Consider the following 19,399-nt stretch of genomic DNA (forward strand, 5'->3'; position numbering starts at 1 on the left):
TGCAATATGTAGAGGATTCCTTTAAGATATACAATATATCGTATTTGTAAATTGTTTTGACAACTATATATTGATTACGCAAAATTAACGGTGTCAATTAGACTTAATAGGGAATCTGGTAGAAAGCCAGAACTGCCCCCGCAACTGTAAGTGTGGACGAAATGAGGGACCCACTGTGCAACAAAGGTTAACATGAATGTTAGCTTGGCATGGGAAGGCTCAAAGTAGAGTGAAGCACGAGTCAGGAGACCTGCCGTCATTTTCAAGTCAGCTATCTTCGGGGTGTGAGAGGTGAGACGGCATAACAACAGCACAATCTACTCGTAGCTGTTTGTCTACCTCTTCACGCCGTTTTACGCCCTTTCTCTTCCCTGGAGAAAGGGCGTTTTTTATTATTATTAAGGAGGAAGATCGATGAAGAGTATGGCAACGACAACATTATTTGATTATGCATCATCTCAGATTGGTGTATTAGTAAATTTATTTCCAAACCTCAATTTTACGGCTTATAAGGAAAAGATTGAACAAACTATTTTTACAAAGGAAGACATGTCAGAAGATCAGCTTAATCATTTGTTAGTTTTGTCTTCGGTAGAAAGGATTTCAGTAGAGGAGCCAGATTGGACGTTTGTTGCAGCTAATGTTTATTTAAAGCAACTATATAAAAGAGCAGCTCATTCAAGAAACTATAATGCTAGCTTAAGGTATGGATCCTTTTACCAACTAGTTCAAGAGTTAACGGCGATGGGGATATATTCAGATCAGATCTTACAGGAGTACTCGAAAGAAGAATTAGAAGAACTTGAAAAGGAGATTGTCCCTGAGCGCGATTCGTTGTTTACATACATTGGCTTGTTAACATTAGCAGATCGTTATTTAGCTAAATCGCATAGTGGAGAGCTGTATGAACTTCCTCAGGAGCGCTTTATGATTATTGCAGCGACATTAATGGTTAAAGAGCCGAAGGAAAAACGATTAGGTCTTATAAAAGAAGCTTACTGGGCCATTTCTAATTTATATATGACGGTGGCAACTCCAACTCTATCTAATGCAGGGAAAAGCTATGGTCAATTATCAAGCTGTTTTATTGACACCGTTGATGATAGTCTCAGAGGGATTTATGACAGCAACACGGATATTGCAACTCTGAGCAAAAGCGGAGGAGGAATCGGCGCATATTTAGGAAAGCTGCGCAGCCGTGGAAGTGATATAAGAGGCTTTAAAGGAGTATCGTCTGGTGTCATCCCGTGGATGAAACAGCTAAATAACACGGCAGTAAGTGTCGACCAGTTAGGTCAAAGACAGGGTAAACTTTTGCCCCTATAGTAGGGTGACCACTATAGAAAACTCCGAATATGCTGGAACGTCGTCAACAGCCTTCCATAGTAAGCTAGATGGGAAACTATATAGCATATCTGAAAATTGGAAGGACAAGGTGATAATCAGCAGGGCTGATTTCTAAGTCTTATTGATATGAAATCCCCTCAACGACTGACGAGGAGCATCTTTTACTAAGATGATGATACAGTCTAGTCCCCTAATAAATATCGGGAAACCGAGGGTAGTAACGGCAATCAGTGTTTATTTAGATATATGGCACCGCGATATTTTTCATTTTTTGGCTGTCAAATTAAATAATGGTGATGAGAGGCAGCGTACCCATGATTTATTTACAGGTGTCTGTTTGCCAGATTTATTTATGGAAAAAGTAGAAGCCAGACAAGAGTGGTATTTATTCGATCCCCATACGATACGCCAAACGTTAGGTTTTAGTTTAGAAGATTATTATGACGAAGAAAGAGGAAAGGGAAGTTTCCGAGAAAAGTACAGAGAGTGTGTGGATGCAGCAAACAACGGATTACTAGGTGAGAAAGGATTACTGTGGGAAGTTGTTCCATCCATTGATATTTTTAAAGAAATCTTAAAGAGTCAGCTCGAGACAGGTACACCATATATGTTTTATAGGGATACAGTAAACCGTTCCAACTCCAATCGTCATCAAGGAATGATTTATTGTAGTAATTTGTGTACAGAGATTACGCAAAATATGAAAGCAACGACCGTTATTGAGGAAAAAACGGAAGATGGCAAGATTATTGTAGTAAAAGAACCTGGAGACTTTGTTGTTTGTAATTTGTCTTCTATTAATCTAGCTAAAGCTATTACAGAAAATGTCCTTGAAAGACTAATTCCAATTCAAGTTCGAATGCTTGATAATGTCATTGATTTAAATAATCTTCCAGTTCCGCAAGCTCAAATAACCAATCAAAAGTATCGTTCTATTGGGTTAGGTACATTTGGCTGGCACCACTTACTAGCTCTTAAAGGGATCAAATGGGAATCCGACGAAGCGGTACAATACGCAGATAATTTATATGAGAGTATTTCATATTTGACGATTCGCGCAAGTAATGAGCTGGCAAAGGAAAAGGGAGCCTATCCACTTTTTGAAGGGTCTGATTGGGAAACTGGTGACTATTTTTATAATCGTCAATATACAAGTAAAGAGTGGACAGAGCTTCGTCAAAGTGTAAGGGAAAAAGGGATTCGAAATGCTTATTTAATGGCAGTAGCACCTAATTCAACAACAGCAATTATTGCTGGGACAACCGCTTCTATTGATCCTATTTTTAAAAAGGAATATTCAGAGGAGAAAAAGAATTACAAAATTCCAGTCACCGCACCAGACCTTTCTCCCCAAACAACTTGGTACTATAAATCGGCTTACGAGATTGATCAAGTATGGAGCATTAAGCAAAATGAGGCTCGTCAACGTCATATTGATCAATCCATCTCTTTTAATTTTTATGTGAAAAACACGATTAAAGCAAAGGACTTATTAAACTTGCATTTAGAAGCATGGAAGTCAAATTTAAAAACGACATACTATACAAGGTCTACGTCTATGGTTGAAATTGAAGAATGTGAAAGTTGCTCATCTTAACACTTTATTTAGAGAGGGATCCATACAATGATTGAAGAAACATTAAAATCGCGTAAACTATATGACCCAACGGCACCAAATGCCTCGACAGGTATTATAAACGGAGAAAGTTCAAATATATTAAACTGGGACGATGTTCGCTTTAAATGGGCTTATCCAATGTATAAAAATATGCTTGCAAATTTTTGGACGCCATTTGAAATTAATATGTCTACTGACATTAAACAATGGCTTCAACTCTCTGAGGACGAGAGGTTTGCATTTAAGAAAATCATTGGTTTGCTTGCTTTTCTTGATAGTGTCCAAACAGACTATTCAGGAAAAGTAGCTGAGTATTTAACGGATTCTAGTCTTGCTGCATTAATGCAAGTCTTAGCTTTTCAAGAAGTCGTCCACAATCAGTCATATTCTTATGTGTTATCGAGTCTTGTACCGAAGCAGGAACAAGATGAAATCTTTGAATATTGGAAGCACGACCCAATTTTGAGAGAGAGAAACGATTTTATCGCAGAAGGGTATCAACGCTTTGTTGATAACCCAACACCGCAAACGTTTTTAGAATCAATTGTGTATGATGTTATCCTCGAGGGATTAAATTTTTATTCAGGTTTTGCTTTCTTTTACAATTTGGCACGAAACCAAAAAATGGTGTCATCGAGTACAATGATTAATTACATTAACCGAGACGAACAATTACACGTAAATTTGTTTTCTCATATTTTTAAAGAATTACTAAACGAAAATCCAGAACTAGATACTCCTGAAAATCATAAGTTTGTTCAAGATACGTTTAGAAAAGCGGCTGAATTAGAAATTAATTGGGGAAGGTCCGTAATTGGAGATAGATTAGATGGAATTAATATGAATGAGCTCGAAAGCTATATTAAATTCATTGCCAATAAACGTGTTAACCAATTAGGAATTGAGCGTCCATTTGAGGGATACCGCCAAAATCCGATGAAATGGATAAAGGCTTATGAAGATGTGGATAGTGGAAAAAGTGACTTCTTTGAACAAAAGTCCAGACAATATGTGAAAGTATCTGATGTGAATGGATTTGATGAATTGTAAGCTAAACGTTTAGTTAAATGGCTAGGACTATAAAAATAGTTGCTATTGATAATCGGTACCACTTAGTGGAATGGAGCGGAAGGTACTTGACTCCTGCGGGAAAAAGAGGAAAAGGCAAGACACCACTGACGGACGTCGTGGGGGCTTGGCTCCTCCCCGCGGAAAGCAAGTACCTGCAGCGAAATGCAACGGCCCCCGATAAAAGAACCAATCAAAAACAAACGTTTGATTAAAATAAGCGTTTGTTTAAAAAATGAAATGATCGCATGATTGAGACCTTTTCGATGGAAAAAGGTCTTCTTTTTCATGCTAAAACAAACGAGAGAATGGGATCTTGGTAAAAACCAACCAATTTCATTAGCTCAAGCGACAACACTTCTTTTCTTTGATATAATGACTTCTCAGATAGGTACGAGGAATGAATAAGCAGGAGTGATGAAAAAATGCTAGAGTACAAAGAATGGCGACATGTATTTAAACTTGATCCGAACAAAGATCTTTCAGATGACGCGTTAGAAGCTATTTGTGAGTCTGGAACGGATGGATTAATAATAGGTGGGACGGATGGAGTGACGCTTGATAACACGTTACAGCTTCTTGCTCGAGTCCGCAGATATACGGTGTCGTGTGCGCTAGAGGTATCAAATATTGAGGCCATTACTCCTGGGTTTGATTATTTCTTTATTCCATCAGTTTTAAATAGTAACAAAGTAGAGTGGGTTTCTGGTTACCATCATCAAGCGATTAAAGAATACGGTGCTATCATGAACTGGGATGAAATTGCAGTGGAAGGCTATTGTATTTTAAATCCTGAAGCAAAAGCAGCAAAACTAACAGAGGCGAACACGGAGCTTGCTATGGAAGATGTTGTTGCCTATGCAAGAATGGCAGAGAATCTCTACCACTTTCCGATTTTCTATGTTGAATACAGCGGGACGTATGGTGAAGTTGAAATAGTAAAGGCAGTTTCAACTGTTCTTAATGAAACAAACTTGTTTTATGGTGGGGGAATTCATTCAGTAGAACAAGCGAAAGAAATGGCACAATATGCAGATACCGTCGTCGTTGGAAACATCATTTACGATGACTTACAAGCTGCATTGAAGACGGTGAGTGCAGTAAAAGAATCATTGAAATAGTAGAATGATACAAGTAAAATATAAAAAGAACAAATGTTTGGTGGTGAAGGTGTGCAAGCGAAAATAATTGAAAAAATGCTAGCTGGGTTAAACCCTGAACAAAGACAAGCAGTCACACATACAGAAGGACCTTTGTTATTAATGGCGGGTGCTGGAAGTGGGAAAACGCGCGTGCTTACGCATCGCATTGCCTACTTATTACGAGAAAAAGAAATTGCTCCTTGGAATGTTCTTGCAATTACCTTTACGAACAAAGCAGCACGTGAAATGAAGGACCGTGTCGCTGGACTTGTTGGCCCAGTGGCAGAGGATATTTGGATTTCAACGTTCCACTCCATGTGTGTGAGGGTGTTACGTAGAGATATCGATAGAATAGGATACAACCGTAACTTTACGATATTAGATTCTGGAGACCAGTTAACGGTTATTAAACAAATCTTAAAAAACAAGAACATTGATCCGAAGAAGTTTGAAGCACGTGGCATTCTTGGGACGATTAGTAGTGCCAAAAATGAATTAAAAAAACCAGATCAATTTTCAGCAAGTGCCACAGGTCCGTATGAGCAAACAGCCGCGGAAGTATATGTCGAATACCAAAAGCAACTAAGGAAAAACCATGCACTTGATTTTGATGATCTCATTATGAAGACGATTGAATTATTTAAACTCGACCCTGAAGTATTACAGTACTATCAACGGAAATTTCAGTACATTTTAGTCGACGAGTATCAAGATAGTGCGACACGTTGCTAATTGAAAAGATTAGCCACTAGTTAACAAACTAGGAGAACTGAGAATCTGAAGAGTCGAATGAAGGGGTAACGCCCTGAAAGGCTCGCCTAATCCTCCGAATAGCGTCCATTGGTGCAAAACAATGGGGGTTATAAGCTCGGTGAAGTCGGTTGAAGGTCATCCTAACGTTAAGTCGAGGAAAGCTCCCTGGAGGCAGGGGGTGTGACTAATAGACCGGGGTTCTACAAAATACCTATGATGAGAATGTAGATGAAACAACCATCTATGGACAAAATTCCGAATGTACGGCTCTAGAGGTATAGCTATTCGAAATGGATAGTCCAACGTGTTTGGGTTAGTGAGGTAGAGTAAAATTTGTCTTTATGAAATACCTTATGGTGTTACAGGCACCATCAAGCTAACAGGGCTAGAGGAATCATCTAAGGGTATATGAACAGATAAGATTCTTGGAACGTGGTAAGCCAATAACGTGGAGAGTTTGCACTCATTGAAGCGGTGGTAAGGAAAATAATTATTTCCTATATAACTTACCTTTATATTGGTGAAGGTGGTGGTACAGTACCGAAGAAGCTGTGATAACAAGCAGTGGAGGGATAGCCACTAGTCAATTAGTTGAAGACGACATTATTACACACAGAAATCAGGTTCGAGTATGACTAAGAGAAGTGAAAGCTGAATTTTACAAATTGCTTAGGTTTGTAAATGAGGTGAGTAATTGACTGATACCGAAACGAAACGGAGAAAGTTAAAGCGGCAAAAGCTGAGAAATAATGAATATTACAACACGCAAAATATGTTCGATACTCTTTACAAGTTAAGTTCTGAGGGAGAAATCTTTACAAACCTATATAAATTGGTTGTACACCCTGCAAACGTCAAATTGGCTTTTCGAAATATTAAGAGAAACCAAGGTAGCAAGACATCAGGGATAAACAATAACACCATTTTTGAAATAGGATTAAGAAGTCCTGGCACACTTGTTAAGTACGTTGAAAACAGGTTGGAGAACTTTAAACCACACAAAGTGAGGCGTAAGGAAATCCCCAAACCAAATGGTGGAGTTAGACCGCTCGGAATACCAACAATTGAAGATAGGCTTATACAGCAGTGTTTAAAACAAATATTAGAACCTATTTGCGAAGCTAAGTTTCACAAACATAGTTATGGTTTTAGACCTAACCGTGGAACGTTACACGCATTTTCAAGAGCGGTCACACTCGCTAATAGAAACAAGCTGCACTATGTTGTAGATGTTGATATTAAAGGCTTCTTTGATAACGTTGACCATGGCAAACTGCTAAAACAACTCTGGTCATTAGGTATAAGGGATAAGCGCATTCTTTCGATAATATCTAAACTTCTCAAAGCTGAAATTAAAGGGATTGGGAAACCGACAAAAGGGACACCGCAGGGTGGGATTGTTTCACCATTACTATCAAATGTAGTTTTAAATGAATTCGATTGGTGGGTGAGTAATCAATGGGAAACATTTAAGACAAAAAAAGATTATATGAGAGATCGTATAATTAGTGGTAAACTGCGGAAAGACCAATCGATGAAGTATAGGGAATTAAAACGTACTTCAAACTTGAAAGAAATGTTTTTTGTCAGGTATGCAGACGATTTCAAGATATTTTGTCGAGACCATCAAACTGCCTTTACTGTTTTCGAAGCGGTAAAGAAATGGTTAAAAGAAAGATTAAGCTTAGAGATAAGTCATGAAAAATCAAAAGTTGTGAACTTGCGTAAAAACTACTCCGAATTCCTTGGGTATAAATTTAAAGTTATCCAAAAAGGTAAAAAGCGTGTTGTAAAATCGCATATGTCGGACAAGGCTAAACGAAAAATAGTAGTAAAGATTAAGATCAAGTTGGAGAGTATTCGCCGGCTACAAAAGAAAGCGGAAGTAACAAAATATAACTCGACCATTCTTGGCTTCCACAACTACTATCGACAAGCTACCGAAGCGGTTAAAGATTTCAGCGAAATTGCTTACTCAGTCAAACGAATCCTGTACAACAAATTAAAGAAGGTTAGAAGCAAAAATGGTGTAGTAACGAAATTTCACCAAACTGCTTATAAAGATTATCTTGGAAAGAAGAAAATCTTTGCTTGTGGTCTAGCCCTATTCCCATTAGATGGGGTTAAACATAAGAAACCAGTTAATTTCACTCAAGAGAAAAATAGTTACACTGCAGAAGGAAGAGTCTTAATTCATAATAGTCAAGAAGCTGTACCATCTTTTATGGTTCATTACCTTATGGAAAACCCCATTAAGTCACAAAGTATGGAGTATAATGATAATCGTTTATCGAAGTACATTGCGCAAATGGGTAAATGCGGAATAACGGGTAGTGAATTGGAGATTGGCAATATGGAACTTCACCATAAGAAACCAAAAGCAAAAGGTGGAAAAGACTCTTACCATAATTTATTGTTTATCACAAAAGATATTCATAAATTAATCCATGCAGTAAATGATCAAACCGTTAGGAAGTATTTTTTGAAATTAAAGCTTAATGGTGATCAACTGAGTAAAGTTAACGACCTTCGTAAACGTATCGGGAACTGTGTAATCGATAATGTAACGAGTAATTAATTGATGGGGTGCCGTATGAGGTGAAAGTCTCACGTACGGTACTAAGCGGGGGAAAAGACGGAGATAACTTCAAACTCTTACCTATCGCAACCAAACCGTGCCCAATACATGTTAGTGAATATGATAGCGGAACGTTTTAAGAACCTATGTGTAGTGGGGGATTCAGACCAGTCCATTTATCGCTGGCGTGGAGCGGACATTTCGAATATCCTTTCATTTGAAGAAGATTACCCAAATGCTAAAGTAATCTTGCTTGAACAAAACTATCGCTCAACGAAAATTATCCTCCAAGCGGCCAATCGTGTCATTGAAAACAATCCGAACCGTAAAAAGAAAAATTTATGGACAGAAAATGATGCTGGTTGTGGAATTGGCTATTTTGCAGCAGATACCGAGCAATCTGAAGCTCAGTTTGTTGTTGAACGAATAAGAGAAGCGATGAAAAAAGACAACTATAAATACTCTGATATCGCGATTTTGTACCGGACTAATGCCCAATCACGTGTAATCGAGGAATATTTTGTGAAGTCTAATATTGACTATAATATTGTCGGCGGAACAAAGTTCTATGATCGTAAAGAGATTAAGGATGTTCTTGCTTACTTACGTTTGATTGCGAATCCAGATGATGATATAAGTTTGCAACGAATTATTAATGTTCCTAAGCGTGGAATTGGGGCAACAACCGTAGACAAAATTGGGGGCTTTGCGATTGAGCAAGGAATTTCTATGTTTGCTGCCCTTCAAGAAGTTGAGCAAATCGGATTCACTGGTCGAACAGCTACCAAATTACAAGATTTTTCGAATCAGCTAGGACATTGGGTTCAGATGCAAGAGTACTTATCTGTCACAGAACTAGTAGAAGAGTTACTAGATCGGACAGGGTACCGAGAAATGCTGAAAAATGAGAATACAATTGAAGCACAAAGTCGGTTAGAGAATATTGATGAATTTATTACGGTTACGAATGAATTTGAAAAGCAAAATGATGACAAGTCACTCGTGGCCTTTTTAACAGATCTTGCATTAGTCGCTGATATTGACAAGTTAGATGATGATAACGATGGCAAACCGAAAGATGCGATTACGTTAATGACTCTTCACTCAGCGAAGGGATTAGAGTTCCCACTTGTATTCTTAATAGGAATGGAAGAAGGGATCTTCCCACACAGCCGTTCATTATTTGAAGAAGAAGAAATGCAAGAGGAGCGCAGGCTCGCATACGTTGGAATTACCCGAGCAGAAAAGCAACTTTATTTAACGAACGCTAGATTGCGGACGATGTATGGTCGGACGAGTACCAATCCTCCTTCTCGCTTCATTGCTGAAATTCCAGAAGAGTGCTTGGAGTCATTAAATGACACAAAGCCAACGTCAGATTGGATGAAGGGGTCACGAAAAGGCACAGCCTCTTCAACGTCTACTGCTCAACAACGTTCTCGAACAATCGATCGACCACGGACTGTGCAAACAGGAGGGGAAAGTTATTCCTGGAGTGTGGGTGATAAAGCTGCTCACCAAAAGTGGGGCGTTGGTACGGTTGTTAGCATAAAAGGAGATGGGGAATCACTTGAATTAGATATTGCTTTCCCGAATCCGACCGGTGTGAAGAGATTATTTGCGAAGTTTGCTCCGATTACAAAACAGTAAATGTTCAAAAGTGACTGAGTTTGTTCGATTGCTTCAGTCACTTTTGATTGTGTGAGAGAAAGGACGAAAGCTATGGAGAAGCAACAGGCAGAGAAACACATAAAGGAACTTAGGGAACGATTAGAAGAGTATGGCCATCATTATTATGTTCTTGATAAGCCACTTGTTTCCGATGCAGAGTATGATGCACTTATGCAAGAACTTCTAAAACTTGAAGAAGAACATCCTGAGTTTTTTAGTGAGGATTCACCCACTGTACGTGTAGGTGGGGAGCCGTTGCCATACTTTGAGAAGGTAGAGCATCGCATTCCTATGCTTAGCTTAGGAAATGCTTTCTCAGATACTGACTTGCGTGACTTTGATCGTAGAGTCAAGCAGTTAGTGGGGGGAGATGTGAGCTATAGCTGTGAACTGAAAATAGATGGTTTAGCAGTTTCTTTAACATACGAAAATGGTAGATTTGTTCGTGGAGCGACACGAGGAGATGGAACCGTTGGAGAGGATATAACGGCCAATCTTAAAACAATCCCGACAATTCCTCTACGATTAAGCGAGCCTGTTACAATAGAAGTGCGCGGCGAAGCTTATATGCCGAAAGGATCCTTTGAAGCATTAAATCAGGTAAAGGAACAAGCGGGGGAAGAGAAGTTTGCAAATCCGCGAAATGCAGCAGCCGGTTCTCTTCGTCAATTGAATCCGAAATTAGCAGCAAAACGCAATTTATCAATTTTTGTGTATGCGATTGGTCATATAGAAGGGAAAGAAATAGACTCCCATCTTAAAGGACTTGCTTATCTACATGAGCTTGGTTTTCGAGTAAATAACGAAAGTAAGCACTGTTCCGATATAGATGAAGTCATTGCATATACAGAAGAATGGGTAGAAAAAAGAGCGAGCCTCCCTTATGACATTGACGGAATTGTTATTAAGGTAGATCGTCTTGATCAACAAAAAGAAATGGGATTTACCGCGAAAAGTCCTAGATGGGCAACCGCCTTTAAATTCCCAGCAGAAGAAGTCGTGACCAAGCTTATCGATATTGAATTAAGCATTGGTCGTACGGGAGTCGTAACCCCAACGGCGATCTTATCTCCTGTTACGGTAGCGGGAACAACGGTAAAACGAGCTTCTCTTCATAATGAAGATTTAATTCGAGAAAAAGACTTGAAATTAGGCGATTCTGTTGTGATTAAAAAGGCAGGAGACATTATCCCTGAAGTTGTAAATGTTCTTGCTGAACTGAGAGATGGCTCTGAACGGGATTTCAAAATGCCAACACATTGCCCTGCTTGTGAAAGTGAACTAGTACGATTAGAAGGAGAAGTAGCTCTACGTTGCATTAATCCACAATGCCCGGCGCAAATTCGTGAAGGGCTAATTCATTTTGTTTCTAGAAATGCGATGAACATTGATGGGCTTGGTGAGAAGGTTATTAGTCAGTTATTTGAACATGATCTAGTACGTGATGTAGCAGATATATATAAACTGAAACGTGACGAACTTTTACAATTAGAAAGAATGGGCGAAAAATCGGTAGATAATCTTCTTGAAGCTATTGAAAAAACAAAGGATAATTCACTTGAAAGACTATTATTCGGATTAGGCATTCGGTTTGTCGGAGCCAAAGCCGCTAAAACGCTAGCGATGGAATTTGACACAATCTATAAGCTGAAAGATGCGTCAGAAGAAGAGTTAGTTGCTGTTAATGAAATCGGGGAAAAAATGGCGGCCTCTATTCATCGATATTTCTCTACGCAAAAAGTAGTTGAATTAATTGAAGAGTTAGATTCCTTAGGAGTTAATCTAGTGTATAAAGGACCTAAAGCACCTGAGGAGTCCGATATGACGGATAGCCCGTTTGCTGGCAAAACGGTTGTATTAACTGGTAAACTCGAACAAATGACGCGTGGAGAAGCGAAAGAAAAGATCGAATCTTTAGGCGGAAAAGTAACAGGAAGCGTTAGTAAGAAGACAGACCTTGTCATTGCCGGTGAAGAGGCTGGATCGAAGAGAACAAAAGCAGAAGAGCTAAATATAGAAATTTGGGATGAAGCCAAGCTCGTTGAAGTAGTGAGTGAGCGAAGGTAGAGAGAGGAGGGAGATTGGTTATGTTGAAAAAATGGGGAATGACTTGTGTGCTTGTGGTATTTTTAACGGGCTGCTTTTCTACCTCACCTGAAGAGGATCAGGTGATAGAAGAGACAGATCAACATGAGCAGGAACAAGTAGTAGAAGTAGTTCCACAAATTATTACTCCAGATAACTATTATCAAAGCGTATTATATGATGGTTCTTATTTACACGGGGAATCGAGAGGGTTTGGGAACGCAGTTGTCCACAATCGCCTTGATTTAGGCCAACTGGAGATTGGGTTAACGCGTATTGCGCAGGAGTATTTTGATCAAGAAAAATATTTTTTTAGAGAAGGGCAATTTATTAAACGGAATACGTTAAATAGTTGGCTCATGAGGTATGACGAAGAAGACAATCCACTAGGGTTAAACCCAGCTCTTGGAGAAGGCGGTACGATGCGAGAGCGGGAGGAAAGTCAACCACGCTATATATCCCATATCCTCGAACATAACTATCTTGTTGAAGGGGATAATGGTCAATTGAACCTTGGTGGTATTGTCATTGGACTTTCCATGAACAGTATATATAACTTCCGAGTGGTAGAGGACAATGGTGGTTTTAATTATTATGAATTGCCTATTCCAGACGATGTGATTGAGCGGGAAGGTCAAAAGATCGCGGATGAAATTTTAACAAGATTACGTTCAGAAGAAATAGAAGATGGCTCTTTTGAAGACATTCCAATTGTGTTTGCTCTATTCCAAGAGCAACCGCGTGAATCGGTTATCCCGGGTCACTTTATTGCTAGAGCAAAAGCAGAACCTAGAAATAACTTGGACAGATGGCAGAGGATTAATGAAAGATATTACTTATTCCCATCAAATGAAGCAAATCAAGAGGCGCGAAATGAAGCCGATCAATTCCAACGTTTTAAAGATGATATCCAGGCGTTTTTTGATACTTTTGTAGGGGTTGTTGGGAAAGGGTATTATGTTGATAATCAAATTCAAGAGCTCCAAATTGAGATTCCTCTTAGATTTCAAGGGAAAGCGGAAATCGTTGCTTTATCTCAGTATGTAGCTAGTCAAATTCAACAAAGATTTCAGGGGAATTATAAAGTGAGTGTAACGGTTACGTCAGTCTCAGGCAATACGGAAAGTATTGTTGTTCAAAACCCAAATGATGAACCGTTTATTCATGTGTTCAATTAAGTAACGAGGAACTAGGTCGTTTCCTGCATAGAGTAGGAGCGGTCTAGTTCCTTTTTCTTGTCTATGCAGAAAAAGAGGTATTATAATGAAGGGCGGTTTGTTTGTAAATGCATATGAGAAGTTTCTTTCCACGTTAAAAAAAATGTCGAATTACAAAGAATTTTACTAAAAAAAACTATTTATAAATATGTATGTACATGATATATTTAGTTCGTTCGAAAGATTACTTGTAAGAGGTCAGATGTCTGACGAACATAAGTCGGTATTTGGACCATACATAACAGCATGAATAAAACTAAGAAGAAGCAGTTTTTAGCAAAATAGGAATAGAACGAACGTTACGTGAAAACCTAAGCAAAGAACTCGTCACTTACTTAGTACTACACGAGTGTGTCCGTACCAAATGAAGGCGTTCGCACGAAAAAGAAAAAGGGGGACTTTACATGAAAAAGTGGTTACGTACAGTAACAATGACAGTAGCTGCTGCAGTTGCTTTAACAGCATGTGGTGCAGCAGAAGAAGAAACACCTGAAACAGGAGATGCTGCTCCAGCTGATGAAGCAACAGAGGTTGCAGATTTTACAGTAGGAATGGTTACTGATGTTGGTGGAATTGACGACAAATCATTCAATGAATCTGCATGGCAAGGACTTAGTGAGCTTGGGCAAGACTTAGGACTAGAAGAAGGTACAGGATATCGTTATATCCAATCTGGTGATATCGCAGATTTTGAACCAAATCTTCGTAACCTCATTCGTGAGGATGTTGACCTTGCTTGGGCAATTGGATTCTTAATGGAAGATGCAACACGTACCGTTGCTACACAAAATGAAGATGCTCAATTTGCAATCGTCGATATGGTTGTAACAGATGATGACGGACAACCATTGCCAAACGTAGCTAATATTACATTTAAAGAACATGAAGGATCTTTTCTTGTAGGGGTAGCTGCTGGAATGCAAACAACTGGTGATAAAGTTGGATTCATTGGCGGGGTTGAGAGTGCGTTAATTAAAAAGTTCGAAAATGGTTTTAAAGCTGGTGTGAAAGCAGTTAATCCAGATGCTGAAGTAGTTGTTCAATATGCTGAAAGCTTCAACGACGCAACTCGCGGACAACAAATTGCCAATACAATGTATAGCCAAGGTGCTGATATTATTTATCATGCTGCAGGTGGAACGGGTAACGGTGTGTTCACTGAGGCAAGAAATCGTGCTTTAAACGGTGAGGACGTATGGGTTATTGGTGTGGACCAAGACCAACATGAAGAAGGAATTTATGAGGGTGAACAATCTGTTACGTTAACTTCTATGGTTAAGCGTGTTGATACGGCTGTTTATGCAGTTACTGAGCGTACAATGAATGGAGACTTCCCTGGTGGTGAAGTATTAGAGTTTGGTATTGAAGATGATGGTGTCGGAATTGCTCCAACAAGAGATAACTTATCAGAAGAAATCTTAAATGCGGTTGTGGAGTATTTAGAACAAATCCAAGCTGGTGAGATTTCAGTACCACAAACGGATGAAGAATTTGAAGAGTTTTCTCTATAATTGATCGTGTAAAAAGAGGCTAGGACAAAAGAGTTTTTAGTAATGAGATATCCGAACAAAACGATTTGGATGCATAGCAATCGCTCCGGAAATATACTTCGCTATAGTTGTGCATCGTTCGGATTCTCAGTTAAATACTTTTAGTTATGTCCCAGCCTCTTTCTTTTCAAAAGGCTGTTTTCGTAAAGATTGTTGCTATAAAATAGTTTTTCCTCTTAGTGAAATGGAGCGGAAGTCACTCGACTCCTGCGGGAATAAAGAGGTAGGGGCAAGACCCCTCTGGCGTAGCCGAGGAGGCTCGGCACCTCCTTGCGGGTGCGAGTGGCTGAAGCGCAATGGAACGAACATGAGGAGAACACGTATCCCATAAAAACAACAAAGTATGCGAAAACAGCCTTTCAAAAAGTTAAAAAAGACGCAAGGGACAATGAAGGATTGCTATTCACCCAATCCTTCATTGCCCCATCTAAATTGACAGTTTTCGTTAGTACATAGTTAGGAGTGGTTCCAAGTGAGTCATGTTATTGAGATGAATAACATCCGTAAAGAATTTCCTGGAATTGTGGCCAATGATAATATTACGCTTCAAGTAAAAAAAGGCGAAATTCATGCTCTTCTCGGTGAAAATGGTGCTGGTAAGTCAACACTAATGAATGTGTTGTTTGGTTTATACCAACCAGAAAAAGGTGAAATTATCGTTCGCGGAGAGAAAGTGAAAATAACCGATCCAAATGTAGCAAATAAACTTGGCATTGGAATGGTTCACCAACATTTTATGCTCGTTGAAAAGTTTACTGTAACGGAGAATATTATTTTAGGTAATGAGCCAAAAAAAGCGGGAAGAATTAATATTAAAAAGGCGGCAAAGGAAATCGAACAGATTTCAGAACAATATGGTTTGCGAGTCGATCCGTATGCAAAAATTGAAAATATCTCTGTTGGTATGCAACAGAGGGTAGAAATATTAAAGACCTTGTACCGCGGGGCAGATATATTAATTTTTGACGAGCCAACTGCTGTCTTAACGCCACAAGAGATTCAAGAGCTAATAGGAATTATGAAAAAGTTAGTGAATGAGGGCAAGTCCATTATCTTAATTACTCACAAGCTAAAAGAGATTATGGCGGTTTGTGATCGTTGTACCGTGATTAGACGTGGAAAAGGAATTGGGACGGTAGATGTAAGTGACACGAATCCGGATAAGCTTGCAGCCATGATGGTTGGTCGTGAAGTGAATTTTGGTGTAGAAAAAGACCCAGCTGTTCCTAAAGAGGTTGTATTAGAAGTAAAAGATTTAGTAGTGAAAGATGCTCGTGGAGTCAATGCAGTTAACCAGTTAAGTATTGAAATGAAAGCTGGAGAAATCATTGGGTTAGCAGGAATTGAAGGAAACGGTCAATCAGAGTTGATTGAGGCGATTACTGGATTACGAAAAGCTGAGTCTGGATCCATTTTATTAAATGGAAAAGAAATCACGAATCTTAAGCCAAGGAAAGTAACTCAATCTGGTGTGGGACATATACCAGAAGACCGCCACAAACATGGATTAGTATTGGATTTTAGCATTGGTGAAAACATCGTATTGCAAACGTACTATCAAAGGCCGTTCTCTAAAGGTGGAATTCTTGATTATCCTGAAATTTATAAGAAGGCCAGAACGCTTATTGAAGATTTCGATGTAAGAACACCAAGTGAATATACTCCAGCAAGAGCACTATCTGGGGGAAATCAACAAAAAGCAATTATTGCTCGAGAAGTCGATCGATCACCTGACTTTTTAATTGCCGCACAACCAACTCGTGGTTTAGATGTTGGTGCAATCGAGTCGATTCACAGACGAATTGTAAAAGAAAGAGATAAAGGACGCGCGGTGCTGTTAATGTCTCTGGAATTAGACGAAATTCTTAATGTTAGTGATCGTATTGCGGTTATGTATGAAGGTGAAATTGTCGCTATTGTAGACGCTGATCAAACAAATGAAAGAGAACTAGGTCTACTTATGGCTGGTGGAAAGAAAGAGAAAGAAGGTGAAGCAGAATGATGGAAAAATGGCTTCCAAAAGGAAGATTATTGTCATTTGCAGTACCTTTAGTTGCTGTTTTCTTAGGGATTTTAATTGGAGCCATTGTTATGCTCGTAAGTGGTTATAATCCTTTTGTTGCTTATTCTGCACTGCTTCAAGGAATTTTTAGTGATAGTTATTATGTTGGGGAAACATTGCGCTCAATGACCCCGCTTATTTTAGCCGGGCTTGCTGTTGCTTTTGCGTTTAGAACGGGTCTATTTAATATTGGGGTTGAAGGTCAAGTCATTGTTGGATGGTTAGCATCTGTTTATGTAGGGATTGCTTTTGAGCTACCAATGATGATTCATCTGCCACTGGCTATTATCGCAGGAGCTGTAGCTGGAGCTTTATGGGGATTTATCCCAGGGTTTTTAAAAGCACGTTTTCAAGTTCATGAAGTCATTGTAACCATTATGATGAACTATATTGCTTTGTATACCGTGAATTATATCATTCGAAGCTACTTACTTGTGCCTGGCGAAAGAACGGAAACCATCTCGCCAACAGCTTCATTGGCTTCCCCATTTTTACAGTCAATCACCGATTATTCAAGGCTTCACTTCGGGATTATTGTAGCACTGATTGCATGTGTTGTACTGTGGTTTATCCTTTGGAAGACAGCAAAAGGCTATGAATTACGAGCTGTCGGCTTTAACCAACATGCATCTTTATATGCGGGGATGAATGTTGAGAGAAATATCGTGTTATCCATGGTCATTTCAGGAAGTTTTGCGGGAGTAGCAGGTGCAATGGAAGGGCTTGGAACGTATGGTTATATGGGGATTCTTTCAGGATTTACAGGAGTTGGATTTGATGGAATCGCTGTTGCGTTATTAGGTGCGAATACAGCGATAGGAGTCTTTTTAGCCTCTTTCCTATTTGGTGGACTACAAGTTGGTGCTCTAACGATGCAGTCACGAGCTGGTGTACCGGCTGAATTAATTGATATCGTTATTGCGTTAATTATTTTCTTTGTTGCATCAAGTTACATTATCAGGTGGGTTATGAACCGAATTAAGAAGGAGGGGATTTAAATGGATTTCATGCAGATTTTGGCGCTTGTTGTTCCAGCTGCGATATACGCCGCGGCCCCTCTTATCTTAACAGCATTAGGCGGTTTATTTAGTGAACGATCTGGAGTTGTCAATATTGGGTTAGAGGGTTTAATGGTTGTAGGAGCGTTTACAGGTATTATTGTAACCCTGACATTAGAAGGAATGGGTTTTGGGGCAACCTCAACTTGGATTGCGTTGTTAGCGGCTGTCTTGATTGGAGCAGTATTTTCGTTGTTCCATGCAGTAGCATCGATCTCGTTCCGTGCTGATCAGATTGTTAGTGGTGTGGCATTAAATTTCTTGGCTGTTGGTTTAACGGTTTTCCTCGTTCGCTTGTTTTATAACAAAGGGCAAACCGACTACATTCAAAATCGTATTTATCGTTTTGATGTGCCAGTGTTAAGTGACATTCCAATTATAGGACCTTTGTTCTTTTCAAATGCTTATATAACATCTTACATTGCGTTGCTTCTTGTATTCGTGGTTTACTACCTTGTCTATTTTACCCCTTTTGGATTGCGCCTTCGTTCCGTTGGAGAACATCCAATGGCAGCTGATACAATGGGGATTCATGTTAACAAGATGAGGTATGTGGGTGTTATGATCAGTGGTGCGTTTGCTGGTTTGGGAGGGGCTGTCTTTGCCGTTACCGTTTCAGGGAATTTCTCCGGCACAACCATTGTTGGTCAAGGTTTTATGGCACTTGCCGTTTTGATTTTTGGAAAATGGAACCCGATTGGAATTATGGGGGCAGCCTTGTTCTTTGGTTTAGCTCAAGCGTTAAGTATTACAGGTCAACAAATACCTCTTTTAGCTAACATTCCATCGGTTTGGTTAAATATCGCACCTTATGTTTTAACGATTTTAGCTTTAGCAGGTTTTGTTGGGAAAGCTGATGCACCAAAGGCTGTTGGGAAACCTTATGTCAAAGGTTCGCGATAATGAGTAAAACAATATAATATAAGATCCAGTCAAAAAGGTGATTCTTGTCTTTGGCTGGATTTTTTTGTTGAAACAGAGGGATAGCAAAATTAATGAAGATGATCAATGGTGTATATCTATAAGTATACAGGTGAAATAACGTTTGCAAATAACAATTATGTGTATAAATATGCAACTGGGATCATGGGTACAATCTTGAACGGATGTTGTTGCTTTAAATTTATGTTATGATAGACAGCATGTCCCGGAAATTAAACAAACGCTTGTTTATGTCATGTTGGTAGATATACTTGCATAGTACTTGCATAAGCGGAAAAAAGGAGGTGACAAGATGGAATATAGTTTAA

The 19,399-nt window shown here is 39.2% G+C and carries 10 protein-coding genes, 3 pseudogenes and 1 riboswitch; all 13 genes and pseudogenes read left to right on the top strand.

Features of this window, described 5'->3' with window-relative positions; all coding sequences use genetic code 11:
• Positions 1–71 precede the first annotated feature (71 nt).
• Positions 72–272: riboswitch (cobalamin riboswitch) on the top strand.
• Positions 273–414: 142 nt separating this feature from the next.
• Positions 415–1,302: pseudogene (locus tag N0O92_RS19910) on the top strand (ribonucleotide reductase N-terminal alpha domain-containing protein); the annotation flags it as partial.
• A gap of 193 nt (positions 1,303–1,495) precedes the next feature.
• Positions 1,496–2,944, top strand: a pseudogene (locus N0O92_RS19915) (ribonucleoside-diphosphate reductase subunit alpha); the annotation flags it as partial.
• 27 nt (positions 2,945–2,971) lie between these two features.
• Positions 2,972–4,015 (top strand): ribonucleotide-diphosphate reductase subunit beta, encoded by a 1,044-nt coding sequence (locus tag N0O92_RS19920; protein WP_315616396.1) that lies wholly within the window; start codon positions 2,972–2,974, stop codon positions 4,013–4,015.
• Between the two features lie 443 nt (positions 4,016–4,458).
• A complete protein-coding gene (gene pcrB / locus N0O92_RS19925; protein ID WP_315616397.1) occupies positions 4,459–5,154 on the top strand; it encodes a heptaprenylglyceryl phosphate synthase in 696 nt (231 codons plus the stop codon).
• Between the two features lie 33 nt (positions 5,155–5,187).
• Positions 5,188–5,892, top strand: a pseudogene (locus tag N0O92_RS19930) (UvrD-helicase domain-containing protein); the annotation flags it as partial.
• Positions 5,893–6,700: 808 nt separating this feature from the next.
• Positions 6,701–8,506 (top strand): group II intron reverse transcriptase/maturase, encoded by a 1,806-nt coding sequence (gene ltrA / locus N0O92_RS19935; protein ID WP_396334564.1) that lies wholly within the window; start codon positions 6,701–6,703, stop codon positions 8,504–8,506.
• A gap of 108 nt (positions 8,507–8,614) precedes the next feature.
• On the top strand, positions 8,615–10,156 hold the full coding sequence (locus tag N0O92_RS19940) for a 3'-5' exonuclease (protein WP_483860630.1): 1,542 nt from the start codon (positions 8,615–8,617) through the stop codon (positions 10,154–10,156).
• 72 nt (positions 10,157–10,228) lie between these two features.
• A complete protein-coding gene (gene ligA, locus N0O92_RS19945; protein WP_315616399.1) occupies positions 10,229–12,244 on the top strand; it encodes an NAD-dependent DNA ligase LigA in 2,016 nt (671 codons plus the stop codon).
• 20 nt (positions 12,245–12,264) lie between these two features.
• Entirely contained in the window at positions 12,265–13,440 is a 1,176-nt protein-coding gene (locus tag N0O92_RS19950) for a CamS family sex pheromone protein (protein WP_315616400.1), read from the top strand.
• Positions 13,441–13,883: 443 nt separating this feature from the next.
• On the top strand, positions 13,884–14,990 hold the full coding sequence (locus tag N0O92_RS19955; protein WP_315616401.1) for a BMP family lipoprotein: 1,107 nt from the start codon (positions 13,884–13,886) through the stop codon (positions 14,988–14,990).
• Between the two features lie 511 nt (positions 14,991–15,501).
• Positions 15,502–17,031, top strand: a complete 1,530-nt coding sequence (locus N0O92_RS19960; protein ID WP_315616402.1) for an ABC transporter ATP-binding protein — start codon at positions 15,502–15,504, stop codon at positions 17,029–17,031.
• Positions 17,031–18,089, top strand: coding sequence for an ABC transporter permease (locus N0O92_RS19965; RefSeq protein WP_315616421.1), 1,059 nt, complete (start codon positions 17,031–17,033; stop codon positions 18,087–18,089). Before N0O92_RS19960 ends, N0O92_RS19965 begins: the two co-directional genes overlap by 1 nt.
• Positions 18,090–19,052 (top strand): ABC transporter permease, encoded by a 963-nt coding sequence (locus N0O92_RS19970; protein ID WP_315616403.1) that lies wholly within the window; start codon positions 18,090–18,092, stop codon positions 19,050–19,052.
• The last annotated feature ends 347 nt before the right edge of the window (positions 19,053–19,399 follow it).

The sequence above is a fragment of the Alkalihalobacillus sp. MEB130 genome (assembly GCF_032335535.1).
GTDB lineage: Bacteria > Bacillota > Bacilli > Bacillales > Bacillaceae_D > Halalkalibacter.

What these genes read in the sequence shown, in the direction of transcription:
- N0O92_RS19920 (WP_315616396.1), top strand. Translation starts at nt 2,972, where the DNA reads ATGATTGAAGAAACATTAAAATCGCGTAAACTATATGACCCAACGGCA.
- pcrB (WP_315616397.1), top strand. Translation starts at nt 4,459, where the DNA reads ATGCTAGAGTACAAAGAATGGCGACATGTATTTAAACTTGATCCGAAC.
- ltrA (WP_396334564.1), top strand. Translation starts at nt 6,701, where the DNA reads ATGTTCGATACTCTTTACAAGTTAAGTTCTGAGGGAGAAATCTTTACA.
- N0O92_RS19940 (WP_483860630.1), top strand. Translation starts at nt 8,615, where the DNA reads ATGTTAGTGAATATGATAGCGGAACGTTTTAAGAACCTATGTGTAGTG.
- ligA (WP_315616399.1), top strand. Translation starts at nt 10,229, where the DNA reads ATGGAGAAGCAACAGGCAGAGAAACACATAAAGGAACTTAGGGAACGA.
- N0O92_RS19950 (WP_315616400.1), top strand. Translation starts at nt 12,265, where the DNA reads ATGTTGAAAAAATGGGGAATGACTTGTGTGCTTGTGGTATTTTTAACG.
- N0O92_RS19955 (WP_315616401.1), top strand. Translation starts at nt 13,884, where the DNA reads ATGAAAAAGTGGTTACGTACAGTAACAATGACAGTAGCTGCTGCAGTT.
- N0O92_RS19965 (WP_315616421.1), top strand. Translation starts at nt 17,031, where the DNA reads ATGGAAAAATGGCTTCCAAAAGGAAGATTATTGTCATTTGCAGTACCT.
- N0O92_RS19970 (WP_315616403.1), top strand. Translation starts at nt 18,090, where the DNA reads ATGGATTTCATGCAGATTTTGGCGCTTGTTGTTCCAGCTGCGATATAC.